Source organism: Colwellia psychrerythraea (genome assembly GCF_000764185.1).
GTDB lineage: Bacteria > Pseudomonadota > Gammaproteobacteria > Enterobacterales > Alteromonadaceae > Colwellia > Colwellia psychrerythraea_B.
The window spans coordinates 176096-195866 of the sequence record NZ_JQEC01000057.1; the positions used below are offsets into that span (position 1 = coordinate 176096).

A 19771-nucleotide genomic window follows, 5' to 3' on the forward strand; every position below is an offset into this window, starting at 1 on the left:
GTTCAACCCTTATTGATAAGAGTAAATATAACTTTCAGTTGCTTAGAGAAATCGAATTTTAGCTGTTTTAATTATCTTTATGCTGATACATGAATTTAGCTATTTGTAACTTTCTTTGCTATATATCAATAAAAGTAACATTAACCCACATCTTTATGAGATTTATTCGCATTTATGTTCAACTTTGTGTATTATGCCCGCAATTAAAAATAATACAAAATAGCTCTGTATTTTAAGACTTTGTTTCTCTCTGTGTGTTCTTTGAGGGAATAATTTAAGGTACTAATGAGCTCAATTGGAGTAGTAATGAAATTTCAAAGAAAAGCACTCGCCATAGCCGTAATGGTAGCAACCTCAACACTAAGCGCTTGTTCAAGTGATGATATTAAAGAATTATTAAATCTTGCACCGACAGACATCAAGCTATCAAATGTTTCAGTTGATGAAAATGCTAAAGGGACTAAGATTGCTGATCTTTCTGTTGTTGACTTAGATCTTAAAGATTCTTTTACTTACACAACGAACAATGAAAACTTTGTTATTTCAGGCGCTACATTAAGCCTAGCTCCAGAATATGCACTTGATTACGAAAAAGAAACCAGTGTAACTTTTGATATCACAGTAACGGACAGTGATAACAATAGCCTAACTCAAGCATTTACTATTGAAGTAAATGATATGCTTGATTATTACGGCTTTATGAGCAAAGTAGGTGATGAAACTAAATCAAGTGTTTCTTACGGCGGCCAGTCAGCACGTCACGCGTTAATTGCAGAGCTGAAACATTACATTGGTAAAGGTGGTTTACAAGCAGATCTAGACGACAGTACTTTAACGACTAAAGCTGATGTTATCGCTAAGTTGAACAGCCTATATAATGCCGATGAGCTGTCATGGGATAACCTTGCAATCACTTTCACTACAGCGAAGCAAAAGTTATTTAATGAGCTATCTGGTAGTTATAAAAGCTTAAAAGAAAAAGTAGCAGGCCAAGATACTGGCGGTCAACATAAAGATTGGTCAACAGAGTTTGCTGGTTGGGGCGCAAAAGGTTCAACTACACCTGTTGATTTGATTGATACTTACTTCCAACAAATTGCTGATATAGCCATTGATAATTTAGGTAGTGAACGTTTTGATCCAATTACTAGTACTAAAATCCCTGTTTATGTAACTGATAACGGCACTGATTTAAATCAGTTAATTCAAAAATTCTTATTAATGTCAGTAACCTATTCACAAGCAACTGATGATTATTTAGATGAAGAAAAAGGTTTAGCCACAGATAATGTTTCTGGTGATAAAGAAGGTACTAAAGACTACACCAAGTTAGAACATCAGTTTGATGAAGGTTTTGGCTACTTTGGCGCAGCGCGTGATTATTTAGCATATAACGACAATGAAATCGCCGGTAAGGTATCATCTGATGAAGATGGTCGTAGTGACTGGAACGGTCAACATGATACTGATGGCGATGGCGTAATTGACTTAACCTCAGAGAAGAACTTCGGTAATTCAATAAATGCCGCGAAACGTGATCGTGGTTCAAAAGATAATGCTGCAGCAACTGATTACACTAAGCAAGCTATGGATGCTTTCTTAATGGGTCGTAAGCTAATTAATGATAATGCTGGTATGGCTTTAACTGAAGCACAAATGAATGAGTTATTAGGTTACCGTGATACAGCAGTTAAAGCTTGGGAGAATGCGGTTGCTGGTACAGTTGTCCATTATATCAATGATTTACATGGCGATTTAGACAAAGTAGGTACTGCTGACTTTAGTTTTAGCGATACAGCTAAGCACTTCTCTGAATTAAAAGGTTTTGCTTTAGGTTTACAGTTTAACCCATACTCGCCAATGACTGATGCGCAATTTGAAGCAATGCATGTGTTATTGAAAGATGCACCTGTATTAGTTGGTGCGGTGGCTATCGAGGCTTATCAAGCCGACCTTATTAAGGCGCGTGATATCTTAGAAGCGGCATTAAGTTTTGATACTGAAAACGTTGCTAACTGGTAAACGTTTATTGTTAGTCTGGGACGCTAATACCTAAGGCTAACAAGTTAAAATTTTAAACAAAGCTTGAACAGGGATGTTGTTCGAGCTTTGTTGCGTTTTAAGCATTAATAAGTAAAAAAGGTAATTAGCATAAATGGATAGCTGCTAATTGTTGTTAAAGGTTAGGTCGTCTAAAGGCAGTCTAAAGATAATCTATAGGTAATCTATTGGTAATCTAAAGGTAAATTTAAGGTACAGTAATCATGAAATATTCCCCTACACGCTCTTTTGCTCTTTCAATCAATAAGAAGCTTATTTCCGTAGCACTCGCCTCAGTGTTTATTATTAGTGCATGTGGTGAAGAGTCCACCAGCACAAATGGTGTTGGCTTTAATGATAGCCAAGACACCAATACTGATTTTGATCAAGGTAAATTAATAACCAGTATCGTTGATAAGGTCATCACGCCAACTTATCAGCAGTTTTCTTCCCTAGCCTCTGAGCAGCAACAAGCAATCAGTAACTACTGTGTACAAGAGTCGGCACTTGCTCTAGGTAATAGTAGTGATACATTAGTTAATGATGCCAAAGTACTAGCAAAAGAAAGTTGGCAAACTGCTATGAACAGCTGGCAGCAAGCCGAAATGATGCAATTTTCACAATTTCTTATTGATGGTGGTTTACGTAATAATATTTATTCATGGCCGACGAAAAATACCTGTGGTGTTGATCTTGACGTTACTTACTTTAAAGCAGGTAGTGTAAATGGTCAGCCTTATAACATTGCTACACGTACAGCGTCGCGTAAAAGCATGGTTGCCTTAGAGTTTCTACTGTTTAGTGATAATCTTGCTCATACTTGCACAGGCTCTACAGTACCTACACAGTGGAATAACCAAACCGAGCAATACCGTAAAGTAGCTCGCTGTGAATTTGCCAGTGAAGTCGCAGCAGATATTAAAAATAATGCTATAGAGTTATTAACCGCTTGGCAAGGCAGTGATGGCACGGGTGGTTATGCCGCTAAACTTAAAAGTGCAGGTACTGTCGGCAGTGACTTTGCTACGCAACATGACGCAGTAAATAAATTAAGTGATGCTATTTTCTATTTAGATAACTTTACTAAAGATAGTAAATTAGCTAAACCGCTAGGTTTATTTGCCAATGAATGTGGCTCACAAGCCTGCCCTGAATCAGTCGAGTCTAATTTTGCAAATCACTCGATCACAAATATCACCAACAACCTGCAAGCGCTGAAGATGTTTATGCAAGGCAGCTTAACTGCTGGTGAGACTGATGCGTTAGGTTTTAGTCATTATTTAACAGATGTTGGTGATGAAGTTACCGCAGCTACTATAAATGATCATTTAGCGCTTGCTATTGAAGAAACGAAAAATTATCAACAGTCTTTGGCATCAACATTAGCTAATGACTCCGATAAAGTCTTAGTAACCCATGGCGACGTAAAAAATATTACCGATAAACTAAAAAGCGACTTTATTACCAGCTTAGCTTTAGAGTTACCAAAAACTTCTGCTGGAGACAATGATTAATGCTTAATAATAAAACGGCAACAAATAAATTTACTTTATCAGCAACCGTCATTGCACTATCTATTGCTTTATCTGCGGGTTTAATACCTGTTTCAACAGCTATAGCAGCAGAGGATGCTATAGCTAAAAGCTCGGGTGAAAATGTCCAAACAAACACGAGTATCGCCAGTAATATTGCTGCCACCGCTAACGTTGTTAAAAAAATTGACTATGTTGAGCGCATTCAAATTATTGGACACGGCAATAAATTAAGAACCGAAGGTGGCTCAGCCACTTTAATTGGTGAAGCTGAGTTAGAAAAATTTAAGTTTGATGATATCAATCGTGTTTTATATAACGTGCCTGGCGTTAACATTAGAGAAGAAGATGGTTATGGTTTAAGACCTAATATCGGCTTTCGCGGTGCGACACCTGAACGTAGTAAAAAAATCACCGTGATGGAAGATGGTATCCTAATAGGGCCTGCGCCTTATTCTGCTCCTGCCGCCTATTACTTCCCTATGATGTCTAAAATGACTTCTCTTGAAGTATTTAAAGGGCCTGCGGCAATAAAGTATGGCCCTAACACTGTTGCTGGCGCGCTGAATATGACAACCCGTGCAGTACCAGATGCGCAAGAAGGCATGATTGACCTGTCTGCTGGCGCGGATGGTTATACTAAAGCCCATGGTTATTATGGTACAAAAATTGGAGGTCTTGGTGTATTAGTTGAAGCAATTAATATGCAAGCCGATGGTTTTAAAGAGCTTGATGGTGGCGGTTCGACGATTTATGATAACGGCGATGGTAATACTGGCTTTGATAAAAACGACATCATGGCCAAGTTTCGCTATGACTTAACAACGGGTAGTGTTGATCATACTTTTGGCTTAAAAGTCTCTTATGCAGACGAAAAGTCGAATGAAACTTATCTTGGTTTAACCGATGACGACTTTTATACAAATCCAGATCGCAGATATGCCGCCAGTGAATTAGACAATATGGATTGGCAGCATGAGCAATTTCAGTTTACTCACTTTATGCAAACCAATAATTTTGATATCACCACCCGTGTTTATCGCAATAATTTTGAACGTTCATGGTTTAAAATAAATGGTTTTAAAGGCGGTCCTGACCTACAAGAGATACTGGCTAATCCAAATGATGAAGATCAAGACGGTACTAACGCACATTATTATCAAATATTAACCGGTGATGCTAACAGTGTTCTAGAAGAAGAAAAAATTATTGTTGGTGATAACGCTCGTGAATATTACTCACAAGGTATTCAAACCGAGCTTTATTTTGAGCAACAGCTTTTTGGTTTAGCTCATAAATTCAATGTTGGTGCTCGTTTTCACCAAGATCAAATTGAACGTAATCATACTGAAGATACTTTTGATATGCGTGAAGGTCATTTAATTAATGATGGTAGTGAACAAGTAAAAACCACAACCAACCGTGAAAAAACTGATGCTATCGCTGTTTTCTTTAAAGATACCATTAAATACGATGCCCTTGATATCACATTAGGTTTGCGTGGTGAATTTATTGATTCAACTTATCAAAATCGTGTTGTTGGTGAAGAAGATGACTGGCAAAAGAAAAGCTCTCATATTTGGTTACCTAGTTTGAGTTTGTTTTATACAGTCAATGAAAACCTAGGTTTATTATTTGGTGTGCATGAAGGCTTTATCCCAACAAGCCCTAAAGAAGGTCCTGAAACTGAAATTGAAAATAGTGTTAACTACGAATTCGGTGGCCGTTTTTATCAAGGAGCTCTGCAAGCTGAGGTGATATTCTTTTATAACGACATGAGCAACTTAAAAGAGAGTTGTTCGTTCTCTGCAGCATCATCTTGTGGTGATAGCTTAGATAAAGAGTTTAACGGTAGTGAAGTTGATGTTTACGGTTTGGAATTCACTACCAGTTATACAGCTAAGCTCAGCGAAGCGTTAGAGTTACCTATGTCAGTAGTTTATACCTATTCAGATTCAGAATTTAAAAATAGTTTTGAGTCGGACTTTCCTATGTGGGGCACAATTACTGCCGGTGATGGTTTGCCTTACCTTGCCGAACATCAATTAACGCTTAATTTAGGTTTAACGGCAGAGCAGTGGGATATAAACTTTATTGCCCGTTATGTTGGTGAAATGCTCGAGGCTTCAGGTGAAGATGTGATTTTATCAGGTGAAGTAACAGAGTCTTCTATGGTAGTAGATCTATCAGCAAGTTATTATCTTGGCCAATACGGTAAAGTTTATCTTAAGGCGGATAATATTCTTGATAGCCAAGAAATTGTAAGTCGTAGACCTTATGGTGCAAGACCAAGTAAACCACAGCAAATGTTTGTTGGTTATCAATATAACTTTTAAAAAATACCACATATACGGTATGCGCTATAAGTGTGCCGTATTTATGTGTTATTTGATGTATTGTAAGCACTATTACGCTAAATCAACGCACAATTCAGAGTTTTGATTTAGTATACTGCTCTAAATCTATCCCTATTTTAAAAATTGTTAGGCGGTTTTGTGCTGGATTTTTTATCAATTAATATAACTGAGCTCAGCCAATATTTTTTTGATGCTAATAAACGCATTTACATTGTTTATCTATTTTCTGCACTAGCCTTGGCTATTCCTGTTTATTGGCTGAAATTTTCTAGTTTTTCCCTGCTGCCTTTCTTACGCTTTGTTTTTCCAAAATCAGTTTACACACATAAATCAGCACGACATGATTATGTACTCTTAGTGGTAAACAAGCTGATCAAATCAGCTCTTTTTCCCCTGATTGTTATTACCATGGCACCCATTGCTATCGGTGTTTCATCAGCCTTTGAGTTTGTTTTTGGTTATATTGAACCTATTGTATTATCTAGTGCTGTAATTGTTACCATCTTCACTGTACTACTGTTTTTGTTTGATGATTTTACTCGTTTTTATTTACACTATATTTTGCATAAAATCCCAGTCTTATGGGAGTTTCATAAAGTACACCATTCAGCTTTAGTGCTAACACCTTTTACCATTTACCGTAGCCATCCGGTTGAGAGCTTACTATATGCCTTTAGAATGACATTAACCCAAGGCTTTGTTGTCGGGCTGTGTTATTACTTCTTTGGGCCGACATTAAAGATGTATGACATTTTAGGCGCTAACGCTTTGGTGTTTTTGTTTAACTTCTTTGGCTCAAACTTACGCCATAGTCATATCTGGTTAAGCTGGGGAGATAAAGTTGAAAATTATTTAATTAGTCCTGCTCAACATCAAATTCACCATAGTGATAACCCAAAACACTTTGATAGTAACTTTGGTGCCGCCTTGGCGTTATGGGATAGGCTGTTTTGTTGTCATATTAAAGCATCGCAAGTTGATAAAATAACTTATGGTATTAGTGTTAATCACAAAGGCCACAATAGTTTACTGCAAATATATTTAGAACCCTTCAAAAAGGCTGCTCAAAGCCTTTTACCTAAACGATAATATTAAAAAGTCCATTTTTTACTGCTTGTTCACGCTTTTGTCATTGCCTAGCTATACTTATCTATCTGCCACCTAATTTATCAACGCTTTTGATGTTAAGCGCTTAACTAATGACGGTGAGTATTGGCATTGATATCACTGTTTATCTATTCAATTAAATGATGGACTCTGGTTTTTAACTTTAGTTATGGATTTTAATTGGGGTACTCGACTTTATGGCTAAAAAAAACTCAAACAAAACTGTTGTCAACTCTCAAGAAAATGAGCAAATTAAAGTCGGTTTTTTTGAACGTTTTGCTTTTGTATTTGAAAGTATATTTATAGTGCTCATTACCTTTGCTCTGCTGTGGTCAAGCAGGTTTGTCGATGTGCCTGCATTTATTATGCAATTATCTAGTAACCAACAAAAATTTCAATTAAATGAAATTATTACTCTAATTAGTATTTCAGCCCTTGGCATATTAATGCTATTGTCTCGTTATAGTTTATATTTACGTAAAAAGATGAAGCTACAATATGTTGCTGAAGAAGAAATTAAGCGTCTAGCTTTCTTTGATAACCTAACTAACCTTCCTAACCAAGAACTTTGCCTAAATCGTTTAGAGCATGCTTTAGCGCGTGCCGCAAGAAGCAATACATCAATTGCCGTACTATTCATTGGTATTGAAGATTTTAAGGCGATTAATGATAAACAAGGTCATGAAGGGGGCGATAAGTTATTGCAACAGGCTGCTAAGCGTTTATCAAGTGAGTTACGTTCAGGTGATACTTTAGCAAGAATTACAGGTGTCGAATTTATTATTATACTTGAATCACTTTCACCTACTGAAGATATCAATGATTTTGCAGCTAAGTTAATGGTGAAGCTTGCTAAATGTTACCGGATTTCTATGCAAGAAATGTATATAACCAGCAATATTGGCATTGCGTTATCCCCTAATGATGGCGAGCACAGTAAAGAATTAATTAAAAATGCAGATACTGCGATGTGTTTTGCTAAGGAGCAAGGACGCAATAGCTTAGCTTTTTTCTCTAAAGAGCTACAAAGCCAAGTAGACAGTAAGAAAAAAATAGCTGAACAATTACTGGATGCAATGGAGAAGGAAGAATTCAGCCTACATTACCAGCCAATAATTTCAACTGTTTCAAGTGAAATTATTGGCGTTGAAGCATTATTGCGTTGGCATAATGAATTGTTAGGGGATTTACCGCCAGATGTATTTATTCCTATCGCTGAAGAGATAGGTATCATTCCCAAGATTGGTGAGTGGGTGCTCAGCCAAGCTTGTTTGCAAAACAAAACTTGGCAGCACCAAGGTTACCCTAGATTAGTGATAGCAATTAATATGTCTGTTATGCAATTAGGTATAAAGGATTTTTCCTCCACAGTTGCTGATTCTCTTGCGAGTAGTCATTTAGAACCTCAGTATTTAGAGTTAGAGTTTTCCGAAAAAGCACTGATGAAGGATGCTAAGTTATCCATAGTACAACTTAGGCAGTTGCACGAACTAGGTATCTCTATCGCCCTAGATGATTTTGGCACTGGTTATTCATCAATTAAATATCTGTCTAAGTTTAAGCTTAATAAATTGAAAATTGATGGTAGTTTCATAAAAAACATCTCAACAAGCGCAGGTAATGTTATAGCTATAAGAGCCATTATTGCCTTAGCTAAGCAGTTAAAATTACACATTACTGCAGAGGGCGTTGAAACTAGCGAACAGCATAAATTTATGGATGCTAACAATGTTGACTCTATGCAAGGATACCACTTTAGTAGGCCTGTTGACGCGAAAGCTTTTGAGCAACTTTTGCTATCGCCATCATGGTAAAAAATAACTGACTATTTAATTACCCATACCGCACTTTACATCATGACCATGCAAGACTAGTGAAGGCCGAATGACCCTCTCTTGTACACGATAGAGAAATAAAGCTTGTAAAAATATACTAGAAGCGTAAAATACGCGAGCTTTTCTGTCGCTTGGCGGCAGGAAGTGTCTGGAAAATCCGTTTTAACACTTAACATATATAGAGGACGATATGGTTACCATTCGTTTAGCTCGTGGCGGCGCTAAAAAGCGTCCATTCTATCAGGTTGTTGTTGCAGATAGCCGTAACTCTCGCGATGGTCGTTTCATCGAGAAAGTTGGTTTCTTCAACCCAACAGCACAAGGTCAAGCAGAGAAGTTACGCTTAGATCTAGACCGTATTACCCATTGGGTAGGTCAAGGTGCGACAGTATCTGATCGTGTGGCTAAGTTAGTTAAAGACGCAACTGCGGCTTAATTACTTAGTAGGTAGAAGGAGAATTTTGTGAGTAAAGAACAACAGATCACCTTAGGTAAAGTAGGCGCTGTTTATGGCATCAAAGGTTGGTTGAAAGTTCATTCATTCACTGATGAAACTGATGCCATACTTGACTATTTCCCTTGGTCATTAAAATTAGGGAATAACACACAAACAGTTGAAATAACTGATTGGCGCAAGCATAACAAAGGCCTAATTGTGAAAGTGGCAGGTATTGATGACAGAGATGAAGCGCAAGCATTAGTCGGCTCAGAAATACAAACCGGTGAAGCAGCGTTGCCAGAATTATCGCAAGATGATTTTTACTGGCGCGATTTAATAGGTATGTCTGTTGTGACTAACAAGGGTTACGACCTGGGTGTAGTTTCAGACATGATGGAAACTGGCGCTAATGATGTACTGGTTGTGAAAGCTAACTTAAATGATGGTTTTAGTAAAAAAGAGCGGTTAATCCCTTATCTTTTTGAACAAGTTATTGAGTCGGTTAGCATCGAAAATAAACAAATTTGTGTTGACTGGGATCCGGGTTTTTAACTTGTGACTAGCACTACCTCTATTAAAGAGAAAAACAAAATGTGGATTGGGGTTATAAGCCTTTTTCCCGAAATGTTTAATGCTATCACGGAGTACGGGGTAACTGGCCGAGCGATTCGTAATGGGTTAATTGAATTTCAGTTATGGAATCCAAGAGACTTTACCCATGATAAACATCGTACCGTTGATGATCGTCCTTATGGCGGTGGTCCGGGCATGTTAATGATGGTGCAACCATTACGTGATGCTATAGCTGAGGCGCGTAAAGCTGCAGACGCTGATGCTGCCATTCATGGTGGTACAAAGGCTAAAGTTATTTACTTATCTCCGCAAGGACGAAAGCTTGATCAACAGGGCGTAAGTGAATTAGCACAACATGATCGACTAGTATTTATTGCTGGGAGATATGAAGGCATAGACGAGCGATTAATCGCGTCAGATATTGACGAGGAATGGTCGATTGGCGATTACATTTTAAGTGGTGGTGAACTCCCTGCGATGAATGTGATAGATGCTGTAGCACGCTTAGTGCCAGGCGTTTTAGGACATAAAGAATCAGCAGAGCAGGACTCCTTCTCTAACGGTTTATTAGACTGTCCTCATTACACCAGGCCAGAAGTAATGACTACTCCTCACGGAGAAGAAATGTCAGTACCGAAAGTATTGCTTAGTGGTAATCATGAACATATACGTCTATGGCGACAAGAGCAATCTTTGCTTAGAACGTGGACTAGAAGACCCGAATTATTAACAAACCTAGCTCTGACAGCTGAGCAGGAAAAAGCGCTTGCTCTGATTAAGAAACAAGCGAAGCAAACCACTTAGACTGTGCATACTAGGAAGAAGGTATTATGAGTAAAATTCTTGAAATGCTCGAACAAGAGCAATTAAAAACAGATCTACCAACATTCGCTCCAGGCGATACTGTTGTAGTTCAAGTAAAAGTTACAGAAGGTGATAAATCACGTCTTCAAGCATTTGAAGGTGTTATCCTTGCTGTTAAAAACCGCGGCTTACATTCTGCTTTCACTGTTCGTAAAATCTCGAACGGTGTTGGTGTAGAGCGTGTATTCCAGACACATAGCCCAATTGTTGATTCAATATCAGTGATACGTCGTGGTGATGTTCGTCAAGCTAAACTTTACTACTTGCGCGAGCTATCTGGCCGTAAAGCACGTATTAAAGAAAAATTGGCTAAGAAATAGAAATATTTTTTATACAGTTTTCTGTAAAGAAAGTTTGATAAAAAGCCTGAATAAGCAATTATTCAGGCTTTTTTGTATTTAATGTTAAAAATATTGCCGCACCAACCCCGCTGAGAAAGAAAGCTTGCATTTCATCAGCACAACCCCTTTACTGTCAGAGCAGTGTTTAAAGATACTTTCTATTTTCTGTAATTTTTTCTGATAAAAACCTGTCATATATAAACGAGTAAAGTAATTAATGAAACGCCCTAAAAAGCAAGGACTCACCATGGCATCAATCAGCAAACCTTATTTACTACGAGCGTCATTGTTAGCAGCCTTTGCCATTTTTATGGGATTAGCTTTATCATTCGTGGTTTATCAATCTACAGAAAATGTCAAAACTAATGCTATCGATTTAGTGAGTAATCGTATTCCGATATTAACCAGCATTAATGAATTAATGGCAGACTTGAGTGAGCAAGAAAGGGTTATTTATGAATATTACCGCTCACAAGAAAATGACAGCTTTCTTAAGTCCTCAGCAGTGGTTAAAAATACCTTTAATATGCATTTAGCTATTATTTTGAAGCAAATTCGCTTTGAAAAGGAGGCGGCTATCATTGTTAAAGGGCAGCAAGATATTGAGGTTTTGTTTGATAATTTTTATCAAGCGATGCAGGTTGATGAAGATAATTGGGATGAGATGCGTGTTATTTTAACAAAGGTCTCAACAATAAGACGGCAATTATTGCCGACGCTTAAATCTATTGAGATGCAAACTAAAAAAACAGTCGATGAAGGTCATCAAGCAACTTTAAAGCAAATGGCAATATCGCATTGGTTAGTGATTGTTTATGGAATTGCTATTGTACTTATTGCAGGTATAACGTCTTGGTATCTTCGACTGTATATGCTCACACAAGCAAAAAACACTCGTTTAGCATTGTTTTCACATCGAAATCCCAACCCTATTTTAAGTGTTAATAATCTAGGAGAGGTTGTCTTTGCTAATCCTGCTTGTGATAAGTTATTAGTAAGTGTTGGTTATAAAGCTGAAGAGGTAGAGTACTTATTGCCAAATAATTTTCTTTCCTTAAGGCAGCAATTAAGCTCTCAGAACGAGCATAATAGTGTTGTTGAACAAGTGCTTAATGATCATGTTTTACACATCAGTGTCTATTGGCATGAAGAAATAGATGCCTATGATATTCACATAAAGGATGTTACCGAGCGTAAATTAGCGGAAGAGCGAGTCAACCTGCTAGCATTTTATAACCAAGCGACAAATTTGCCAAACCAGTATAAATTTAATAATGACATTGATAATGCTATTAAGGCAGGTGAAAAGTTCTCTATTGGCATTTTTTCTATTAGATCTTTTGATGAAAAAGTGAGTGCTCTAGGTTTAGAAGCAACAGAAGCACTGGTTAATACACTAGCTAAAAATATTTCTCTCGCACTACCCACAGGTGTTTTATTTTACCAAACTAACGATAGCCAGTTTGGTTTATTGTGTAGTAAAAGTAATAATTCACTAGCATTGCAACAACTCACTAAGCTTGTTAGTGACGTGGCAGAGCAGCCATTATTGACTCAGTGTGGCGAATTTTTTGTTGAATTAGATTTTGGCTATGGCTGTTATCCCATCCATGGTGATGATAGAAATTTCCTTATAAAAAGTGCCCATAACGCCTTAGTCATTGCTAGCGAGGATGAACATAATAACTTTTGTCTTTATGAGCCTAGGTTTTCAGAAAATAGCCAAAAAAATATAGAATTAATTAATAAGTTACGTCATGCTGTTGCTAAAAAAGAATTGTTCTTAGTTTTTCAACCACAACTAGATATTCAAAGTAATCGAGTTACAGGCATTGAAACTTTAGTTCGCTGGCGACACGGCGGTGACATTATATCACCAGTAAACTTTATTCCGTTGGCTGAACAATCAGGGTTAATCATTCCTATAGGTCAATGGATATTAGAACAAGCTTGCCAGTTTGCTAAACAGTTAGTTGATTTGGGTTATATCGACATTATTGTTGCGGTTAATGTATCACCTCGCCAATTTACTCATCCTCAATTTTGTCACTCAGTACGAAATGCCCTTGCTGATGTGGGGCTACCACCACACAACCTTGAATTAGAAATTACTGAAGGTGTCTTCATGCACAATGAAGAAGTTACCCTTGCTGTGCTTCAGCAGCTTAAATCAACAGGATTACATCTATCAATAGATGACTTTGGTACAGGTTATTCATCCCTGTCTTATTTAAAGCGTTTCCCCATTGATAAGTTGAAGATTGACCAATCATTTATTCGTGATTGCCATGAAAATGATGAAGATAGAGCCATTATCAAAACCATTGTTTCTTTAGGGAAAAGTTTGAATTTATCGCTTATTGCCGAGGGCGTCGAAGAAGAAAGCCATGTTGATTTTTTACGGGGCTTAGGCTGTGAAGAAATTCAAGGCTACTGGTTTAGTAAACCCATTCTACCAGAGCAGTTGATCTCTTTACTTGCAGAGCAAGGTGGTGATATTAAGGTAGAGTCTGCTCATTATTTGCCAGTAAAATAACTATACCAAGTACATTAATTAATTGACCACTTAGCGAGAATTAAAAGGCGTAGAGGCAAGGCATTGATTGAAGAGAATGGTATTCCCTTCTCAAAATTAATAACGCTGCATGTATGCCTTTTAAACTCGCCCTTTGGGAGTTTATTTGCAAACTAATAACGGCACAAAATTAAAAAAATATAGAATTACTATGTTTAAGTAATCTTTCTTGTTCTAAGCTCGCTAATATAACTCTACGTTGATCAATTTATTAGTGTAATTGGTATTACTACCAAACGATGTTTCATTTGAGGTAAATGAAACATCGTATCACTTTATTTTCCTAATCTAATCTGAACGAATCTAGACTAATACTCAGTTAAGCTAAAGTACGCTGAAATAGCTCAACTGACATGCCGTATACTCTTAATGCAAGTTGAGGATCGTAGCGCTCGCCTTCGTCTCGCATAAAAGCATGAGAGGCATTAAATTCATGCCATGAGAAAACATTGCCTGAAGCCAAAAGGTTTTTGTGAATGATCATGCGACCTTCATCCGGAATGTGTGGATCTTGCTTGCCAAAAATCATTAGCAATTCGGCTTTAATGTCTTTAGTGCGTGTTAGAGAATCATTACCTTTACCGCTCGGTAAGTCACATGAGTGGATGTCGGTAGGATATAAACAAGCGGCGGATAAAATATTTTCATTTAAAGCGGCACGATAAGCTAAATGACCGCCAATGCAAACGCCCATGGTACCAATTTTCCCTGTGCAATATTCTAGTTGTTGAATATAGTGGACTAAAGCTTGAGTATCGCTATCATGGTGTTCTAAAGGTTTAGTCCACTTGTCTTGGTTACCTTTATCTTTACCTGCATCGTCATAACCTAATACAGTGCCAATAGGGTTTAATTCATGAAAAACTTCTGGAACGAGTACCACAAAGCCATGACCGGCCATCAGAGCAGCGGTTCTTGCTATGGGCGCTGTTTGTTGGAAAATTTCAGAATAAAAAATAATAGTAGGAAACTTGCCTGTTGCTTGTGGGCGATAAACATAAGTACGCATAGTACCTGTTGGCGTTTCAATATCATGACTGTGCTGTTGAATGATCATTATTACTTGAATGTCCTTGTATTTGATAAGAGAATAAAAGGGGAAGTTGGCATTTAGTTTACGCGTAGACTCACAAGAAAAATAGTATCTCCTGATTATTTAGGGTTTAATGCGTATAATACAAAAGTACTACATTGGAGGTAATGAACTTAACCTCCTAACTTTAGGTTAAATAAGTAAGACACTTTAAAAGGGTAAATCATGAGTAAACAAAAGAAGCCATTAGCGAAAGTTGGCAATAACGAAACTGAGCTGGGCAGAGGACAAATTAAAGGTAACTTCTTAGCGGCGTTGGTCACTTCAAAAGTTTATAAAATGCAGGTTGTAAAAGCTAAAAAGGGTAAAGGTTCATATCAACGTAAAACAAAGAATCTAAGACGAGAGTCTTATTTAATGGCGGCTTAGCAGCTTATTGCTAGCCCTTATTAAATAAGACTTTTATTTTAACGATTTACTACGTTAGTATTCTTTTAAGCTTTCACAGCTTTGTTTATAAAACCTTTAGCCAATCTTTTGGACTTAAATAATCTGCTAATTGAGCCTCGCAACTACCTTCATCCGCTTGAAAGTTATATTCCCAACGCGCCAGTGGTGGCATAGACATCAAAATAGATTCTGTTCTACCACCCGATTGCAAACCAAACAAAGTACCTCGATCAAAGACTAAATTGAATTCTACATAGCGGCCACGACGATATAGCTGGAATTGGCGTTCATTCTCGCTGTATTCATCGTCTTTACGGCGCTGCATAATAGGTACATAAGCATCAAGAAACCCTTGGCCTACAGCTTTGACATAGTCAAAACAAGTATCGAAACCCCACTGGTTTAAATCGTCAAAAAATAACCCTCCAACACCACGTGTTTCATCACGATGTTTTAAAAAGAAGTATTCATCACACCATTTTTTATGATCGTTATAAACACTTTCGCCAAATGGCTGACATAAATCAAAAGCGGTTTGATGCCAATGCTCTACATCTTCATGTTTTGGATAAAAAGGCGTTAAATCAAAACCACCACCAAACCACCAAACAGGATCTTCACCTTCTTTTTCTGCAATGAAAAAGCGAACATTAGCGTGTGATGTTGGAATATGTGGGTTTTTTGGATGAATAACCAGCGATACACCACAAGCTTGCCAAGTTCTACCAGCAAGCTCAGGTCGATGAGCTGTTGCTGATGGCGGTAATTTATCGCCTGAAACCACGGAAAAGTTCACCCCGCCTTGTTCAACAACAGTGCCATTGGTCATCACGCGAGTTCTGCCTCCACCGCCTTCTTTTCGTTGCCAATTATCTTCAACAAACTTTCCTGAGCCGTCAGCTTCTTCTAAAGCTAGACAAATTTTATCTTGTAGGGTTTTAAAAAATGCGATGACTGTTGTTATATCAGTTTTGTTATTAGTTTCGTTATTAGGTAGGGCTTGATTTGGCATTGCTTGCTTCTTCATCAATGATTAGTATGCATAAGGTAAGAGTGAGTATTGTAGGTAATGGCTGTCATGGTGTCAAAGTACTATGTACAGCCATCACTATAGGCAATTTAAAGCGATAAATAGATGCTATGACGTTATTGCATATTATATGCGAGAAAACCTTCAAGCTCGGCTATTAATTCAGCAAAATCATCTTTAAGCTTAATCGATAACAATTCAATTTCGTCACTATTATTTTCTTTAACAGCAAGCTCTATCTCAAGTGCGCATTGAGCGAGTATCGTTGCTTCAAGGTTAGCACTTGAGCCCTTTACTTTATGAGCAATAGCCTCAATTTCTTTATCATCCTTAGCTGTAATTGCTTGGCTTAACTTATCAATTTCTGCGGGCATATCTTGGCAATACATAGTCACTATACGTTCAGCTAATTGCTGGTTTTGGCCAACCCTTTTATAGAATTCTTCTTTACCCCAAGCATTGCTACTAACAGAAGGCTCGTCGGGTTTAACTTCAGTATCATTGTTAGTTACCTTTGGTTCAGTTACCTTTGGTTCAGTTACCTTTGGTTCATTTATCTGTGGCGTAATAGCTTCGATTTGATCCAAAGGTAGGTTTAATGCTTTTAATAGGCTATTTTCTAAAGCAATAATATCGACAGGTTTAGTTAAGTAGTCATTCATACCTGCAGCAATACACTTATCTCGGTCACCACTCATAGCATTCGCTGTCATGGCAATAATGTAAATATCTGTATAATCCCTATGAGATTTTCTAATAGCTTTAGTCGCGGTATAACCGTCCATTATTGGCATCTGACAATCCATTAACACCGCATCAAAATGCTCATTCTCTAAACATGAAAGTGCCTCTTTGCCATTACTCGCTATCTCAACTTGCGCACCTAAGTTGGTTAATAGACTCTTAGCAACAATTTGGTTTATGGAATTATCTTCTACTAATAATATGCGAGTAGATTTGGGTAAAGGTTTAACTGTTATTTTTTTAGTATCATTTTTTACGGGTAAAGCCGGTTGTGTTTTTGTTGGCTCATTGCCATTGACTACTTGAATTATTGCATTTGCTAGATCTGCTGTGATCACGGGTTTAGGTAAGCTGAAATCAAAACCTAAACTAGCAAAATATTGAGCATCGCCAGGTCTAGCTAGAGAGGTGAGCATAATGAGTTTTAAATGTGCTAATTTGTTATTGGCTTTTATCTGCTGCCCCAGTTGAGCACCGTTCATTTCGGGCATATGCATATCTAAAATGGCCATGTCGAACTGTTTATCTTTTGCTTTTTTTAAGCTTTCAGTTAAGTAGGCTAATGCAGACTTGGCACTATCGGCTTGACGAACACAGGCGCCCCAAAGCGTTAATTGCCCATGCAAAACTTCCCTATTGGTTTTATTATCATCAACTATTAATATTCGATATTCTGATAAGTCTAATTGTGGCAACTCTGCTTTTACTGAGCGGCAAGACTCTAATAACAAGGTAAAACTAAAAGTGCTGCCTCGGCCTTGTTGACTAGTCACCGTAATGTCGCCATGCATCAGTTGGCATAATTTTCTTACTATTGCTAACCCCAAACCAGTACCGCCGTACTGGCGTGTTGTTGAGCTATCTTCTTGAGTAAAACGTTCAAACATAGAGTCTAATTTTGATTGCTCGATACCGATGCCGGTATCTTTTACTGAACAAGAAAACTGCAACTTAGTATCATCAATAACGCTTATGTTGGTGCTAATTACAACTTCACCTTTTGCGGTAAATTTAATGGCATTACTGATTAGATTGCTGAGGATTTGCTTGATCCTATGAGGATCACCTCTAGCCACTACATGCTTTAATTGTGCAACGTCAACGATGAGCTCTAAACCTTTTTCGTGGGCAATATGTGCCATAGTTGAGCTTAGGTTAGTAACCAGATCAGCTAGATGTATTTCTACTGATTCAATGAATAGCTTATCTGCTTCAATTTTGGAAAAATCAAGAATGTCATTGATGATGTTCAATAATGAGCTGGCACTTACCGTTGCTAGGTGAGTGTGATGATTTTGTTCATGGCTCATCTCACTTTGCTTTAATAAACTCAGCATACCAATAACACCATTGAGTGGTGTGCGAATTTCATGACTCATAGTAGCCATAAAGTCAGCCTTTACTTGGTTACTGCTAACTAATTCTATTGCCTTAAGTTCTAGCTGTTCAATAGCTAAACTCATTTCCTCATTGGCAAAATTGACTTGTTGCTGCTTGTCCATCATCTCTAAATTTGAATCGGCCAGTTTTTTGGCATCTTTTTTAATTCGACTGAAAAAGATAAAGAGTACTATTGTGATAAGGCCCATCATAGTAAACAAAACAATGAAAGTGGCTTGTAGGGATGATTGTGCGGCAAATTGGGCTTTATTAATGGGTAAAATTACTTCCATAACTCCCCTTACATCACCGAGTTGCCAATCATTCTTCGGAGTTTGTGCATGGTTGTTATGACAATCAATACAACCTTCGCGCATGACATCGGCAATCGCATATCGTATCGACATCTGGCCATTTACTTCCTCAAAGCGAAAGAAGGCTTTTTTCGGGTTATCGGTTAAGCTATCCCATGCTTGCTGAGAGAAGTCCTGACTAAATATCGCTTTGTTTTCTTTTGCTCGCCAAGGGAATGGATAGGGACTATATAAAAAAGTCTTAGCACCTGATTGAAATTTACCTATTTCTTTGCCTAACGCCATACTTAAAGTTGCTGGCAAAGGGATGGCATTTTTGATGTTCTTGTAGTCGTGACTTATGGTGATATTTTGTTTTTTAGCGGTATTAACGACTTCTTCGGTATAAAGAGTACGAAAGGCCGATAAAGCTTCTAAGTAGCGTTGCGCATTGAGTTGTGATGTTTGCTTGGTAAGTGTTTGTGCGGTGCTCGCTAGAAAAAAATAGGCACTAATTATGCCTGTAACCATCAGCAATACCGCTATTTTTAAGGAATAACGAATAATGAATTCACTGATTTTATAGCGCAAAGTAACGGGTTTTCCGTGTGTTTTATCTGAGTCCATTTAAATTTTCTGTACCGAAGAATAATCTATGCCTTAGGTATAGCTTATTATTACTTTTATCTCACGCTATTTTTCAATCATTTAGCTAATATTTAACGATAATTTGTCGATAATTTGTCGATGAATTGGCTATTACCTTTATTGAGTCAAAAAAACAAAAAAACAAAAAAACAACTAATGAAGCTCTATTTAAAATTAAGCCATGACACTTTATCACCAGCAAAGGTTTTGCCAGGACTGATGTTGGTTTTAGAGGTTTTTTAAAACTAATTTTTATGGGCTGGATTAACGATAAGTTATTCACAGCTGTATTCACAAACAACTGCCATGCCTTTGTTAGAAGTAAATTTTTTCTTATTTCATGTTTATGTTTGTCATTTTTCTGCAATGTTAACGACATCAAAAGGTCATAGTTCTAAAACATTTCTGTCATTTGTCCGCCTTATTATGTAATCAAATTTACATTGTACGAACAATTAATCACCCAAGGGTGCGTAACTTAAACAAATGGTTGCACATATTTGGTGAAAATTAATCCTTCATTAATTGCT

At 37.4% G+C, this 19771-nt stretch carries 14 protein-coding genes; 11 read left to right on the plus strand and 3 right to left on the minus strand.

Annotation, left to right across the window (positions count from 1 at the left end):
- Positions 1–306: 306 nt before the first annotated feature.
- The 10 genes from GAB14E_RS03315 (at position 307) to GAB14E_RS03270 (ending at position 13624) form a co-directional block, all read left to right on the plus strand.
- Complete coding sequence (locus GAB14E_RS03315; protein ID WP_033084021.1) at positions 307–2022, plus strand: DUF4856 domain-containing protein; 1716 nt, start codon at positions 307–309, stop codon at positions 2020–2022.
- 242 nt (positions 2023–2264) lie between these two features.
- Positions 2265–3554 carry an imelysin family protein gene (locus tag GAB14E_RS03310; protein WP_052094018.1) on the plus strand — a complete coding sequence of 430 codons (1290 nt, stop codon included), beginning with the start codon at positions 2265–2267 and terminating at the stop codon, positions 3552–3554.
- Positions 3554–5908, plus strand: coding sequence for a TonB-dependent receptor family protein (locus GAB14E_RS03305; protein WP_033084022.1), 2355 nt, complete (start codon positions 3554–3556; stop codon positions 5906–5908). Before GAB14E_RS03310 ends, GAB14E_RS03305 begins: the two co-directional genes overlap by 1 nt.
- A gap of 159 nt (positions 5909–6067) precedes the next feature.
- On the plus strand, positions 6068–7018 hold the full coding sequence (locus tag GAB14E_RS03300) for a sterol desaturase family protein (protein ID WP_033084023.1): 951 nt from the start codon (positions 6068–6070) through the stop codon (positions 7016–7018).
- A gap of 215 nt (positions 7019–7233) precedes the next feature.
- Positions 7234–8850, plus strand: coding sequence for a putative bifunctional diguanylate cyclase/phosphodiesterase (locus tag GAB14E_RS03295; RefSeq protein ID WP_033084024.1), 1617 nt, complete (start codon positions 7234–7236; stop codon positions 8848–8850).
- Between the two features lie 211 nt (positions 8851–9061).
- The gene (gene rpsP / locus GAB14E_RS03290; RefSeq protein WP_011044805.1) at positions 9062–9307 is read left to right on the plus strand and encodes a 30S ribosomal protein S16; all 246 of its coding nucleotides are present in this window, start codon (positions 9062–9064) and stop codon (positions 9305–9307) included.
- A 27-nt stretch (positions 9308–9334) separates the two neighbouring features.
- On the plus strand, positions 9335–9862 hold the full coding sequence (gene rimM, locus GAB14E_RS03285; RefSeq protein ID WP_033084025.1) for a ribosome maturation factor RimM: 528 nt from the start codon (positions 9335–9337) through the stop codon (positions 9860–9862).
- Positions 9863–9901: 39 nt separating this feature from the next.
- Positions 9902–10687, plus strand: a complete 786-nt coding sequence (gene trmD, locus GAB14E_RS03280; protein WP_033084026.1) for a tRNA (guanosine(37)-N1)-methyltransferase TrmD — start codon at positions 9902–9904, stop codon at positions 10685–10687.
- Between the two features lie 26 nt (positions 10688–10713).
- Positions 10714–11067: a 50S ribosomal protein L19 gene (rplS, locus tag GAB14E_RS03275; RefSeq protein ID WP_033084027.1), complete on the plus strand. Its 354-nt coding sequence runs from the start codon at positions 10714–10716 to the stop codon at positions 11065–11067.
- A gap of 238 nt (positions 11068–11305) precedes the next feature.
- Entirely contained in the window at positions 11306–13624 is a 2319-nt protein-coding gene (locus GAB14E_RS03270) for a sensor domain-containing protein (protein ID WP_033084028.1), read from the plus strand.
- Positions 13625–13982: 358 nt separating this feature from the next.
- Here the strand turns inward: GAB14E_RS03270 and GAB14E_RS03265 are convergent, their stop codons facing one another.
- Complete coding sequence (locus GAB14E_RS03265; protein WP_033084029.1) at positions 13983–14720, minus strand: dienelactone hydrolase family protein; 738 nt, start codon at positions 14718–14720, stop codon at positions 13983–13985.
- A gap of 201 nt (positions 14721–14921) precedes the next feature.
- Here GAB14E_RS03265 and arfA point away from each other — a divergent pair, with 201 nt between their 5' ends.
- Positions 14922–15125, plus strand: coding sequence for an alternative ribosome rescue factor ArfA (gene arfA, locus GAB14E_RS03260; RefSeq protein ID WP_033084030.1), 204 nt, complete (start codon positions 14922–14924; stop codon positions 15123–15125).
- An 85-nt stretch (positions 15126–15210) separates the two neighbouring features.
- Here arfA and hemF read toward each other — a convergent pair whose 3' ends face one another.
- Together hemF and GAB14E_RS0123425 are read right to left on the minus strand one after the other, a co-directional pair.
- Positions 15211–16158: an oxygen-dependent coproporphyrinogen oxidase gene (gene hemF / locus GAB14E_RS03255; RefSeq protein ID WP_052094020.1), complete on the minus strand. Its 948-nt coding sequence runs from the start codon at positions 16156–16158 to the stop codon at positions 15211–15213.
- 134 nt (positions 16159–16292) lie between these two features.
- On the minus strand, positions 16293–19220 hold the full coding sequence (locus GAB14E_RS0123425; RefSeq protein WP_052094023.1) for a response regulator: 2928 nt from the start codon (positions 19218–19220) through the stop codon (positions 16293–16295).
- Positions 19221–19771 lie beyond the last annotated feature (551 nt).